The 2,090-nt window shown below is 57.9% G+C and carries 2 protein-coding genes; both read right to left on the bottom strand.

The genetic code is table 11. From position 1 onward, the window contains the following. Position 1: 1 nt before the first annotated feature. Positions 2-967, bottom strand: coding sequence for an ABC transporter permease (locus L0H65_RS18915; RefSeq protein WP_301460746.1), 966 nt, complete (start codon positions 965-967; stop codon positions 2-4). A 122-nt stretch (positions 968-1,089) separates the two neighbouring features. Continuing rightward, the coding region (locus tag L0H65_RS18910; protein WP_301460745.1) for an ABC transporter substrate-binding protein at positions 1,090-2,090 on the bottom strand (1,001 nt) is incomplete at its 5' end.

The raw sequence follows: 2,090 nt of genomic DNA, 5'->3' as shown, positions 1-2,090 counted from the left end.
GTCATTTCACGGAGATCCTCGGGTCGATCAGGGTGTAGATGATATCCACCACGAAATTGATCACGACGAAGATCAGCGCCACGATCATCAGATAGACGACGATCACGGGGCGGTCGGCGCGGTAGATGCTGTCGATCAGCAGCTTGCCCATGCCGGGCCAAGAAAAGATCGTCTCGGTAATGGTGGCAAAGGCGATCAGATCGCCAAGCTGCAACCCGAAGATCGTCACGACCGGGATCAGCGCGTTTTTCAGCCCGTGCTTATAGAGCACATCGCGGCGCGTCGCCCCTTTGGCCCGCGCGAATTTCATGAAGTCCTGTCGCCCCACCTCCATCATCCCCGCCCGCGTCATCCGCAGCAAAATCGCCATTGTCGCCAGCGACAACGTAACCGCGGGCAGGATGATGTGGTGCCACCCATCCCATGTCAGCAGGCTGAGCCGGATGCCGAACAGCATTCGCGTGTCGCCGCGACCGGAGGAAGGAAAAATGCCCCAATGCACCGCGAACAGATAGATCAGCACCATGCCGACCCAGAATCCGGGCAGGGATATCCCCAGAAGGGAGCCTGCCATGATGGTCCGGCTGATGCGGCCATGTGGGTTTGCCCCGGCATATACGCCAAGGGGAATCGCGACGACCACCGCCAGAACCATCGCCACCAGTACCATTTCCGTCGTGGCGGGCAGGCGTTCAAGGATCAGCGTCATCGCCGGTTGGCGAAATACGTAGGAGCGGCCGAAATCGCCGTGCGCGATGCTGCTCAGGAATTTCCAGTATTGCACCGGCAGTGAATGATCGAGGCCAAGCAGCCGGCGGGCCTGTGCAATCTCGGCATTGGTCGCGTCGATGGGGACAACCATGAATACCGGATCGCCGGTAAAGCTCATGATCGCGAAAACGATCAGCGACACTACCCATAGCACGAGAGTCATTTGTATCAGACGTTTGAGCAAATAGCCTGTCATCGGTCGCGGCCACTTTCGAGGAAGGGAAAGCCCGGCAGGGGTGACCCGCCGGGCTTGTTTCAGAGACGCTTATTCAACGTCCATGTCATAGGCCCAGATGAACTTGTCGACGCGGGGTTCCATCACGATGCCTTTGCGGGTGGCATATAGTCCTGCTCATAATGCAAGGGGATCATCGGGATATCGGCAATCAGGATCTTGGTCGCATCTTGCAGATAGGCATCGCGCTGCTTCACATCCGGCGTCGAATCCGCCTTGTCGACCAAGGCATCCATCTCCGGGTTGGAATAGGAGCCGCGATTGACCTGACCATAGCCTTCCTTCTTGTCGCGGGTGTAAAACAATGCGCCATACATCGACCCTGCATCGCCCGAAGGCACGTCCCAACCGCTCATGATGAAGCTGGATTTTTCGGTAGGCACCCGGATGTAGCCCCAGAAATTCGACTTCGGCATGATGTTCAGCTTCAGCGTGATGTTGATTTTTGCCAACATCGCGGCAATGGCCTGCGCGATTTGTGCGTCATTGACGTAGCGGTTGTTGGTGGCATCCAGCGTCATGGTGAACCCGTCGGGATAGCCCGCATCGGCCATCAATGCCTTGGCCTTGTCGATATCGACCGCATAAATCTCGTGGAAATCCATACCTTTGACATAGCCCAGGTGTGACGACGGCACATATTGTTCGGAGCGGGTGGCAAGCCCGTTCATCACAACCTTGTCGATGGCGTCAACGTCAATCGCCCGCGCAATCGCTTCGCGCACGCGCTGATCGGTCATCGGGTTCGGGCCGTCGATGGTGGGCGATTTCTCGCGCATATCCATCGCCAACACGACGTTCAACAGGGAAGGGCGGGTCAGCACGGTGAACTTGTCGTCCTGCTTCACCCGGTCCACATCGCGCACCGCCAAATCCTGAATCACATCCACTTCGCCGGTCAACAGAGCGGCGGTGCGGGTGGCGGGGTTGGTGATCGGGCGGAAAGTCACGGTCTTGATCTTTGGCGCGCCAGCCCAGTAATCGTCATTGGCGGTCAGGACCAGTTTTTCTTCTTTGATCCATTGATCGAGCTTGTAAGGCCCGGTTCCCATCGGCTTCAGGTCCATCCCCTCATCCCCGGTGG

Origin of the sequence: Pseudorhodobacter sp., from assembly GCF_030452865.1 — a bacterium.
GTDB lineage: Bacteria > Pseudomonadota > Alphaproteobacteria > Rhodobacterales > Rhodobacteraceae > Pseudorhodobacter.
This window is presented reverse-complemented; position numbering and strand designations above follow the sequence as displayed.

Bases quoted from the DNA above. Each gene is read 5' to 3' on its own strand.
- L0H65_RS18915 (WP_301460746.1), bottom strand. From the start codon at position 967: ATGACAGGCTATTTGCTCAAACGTCTGATACAAATGACTCTCGTGCTA.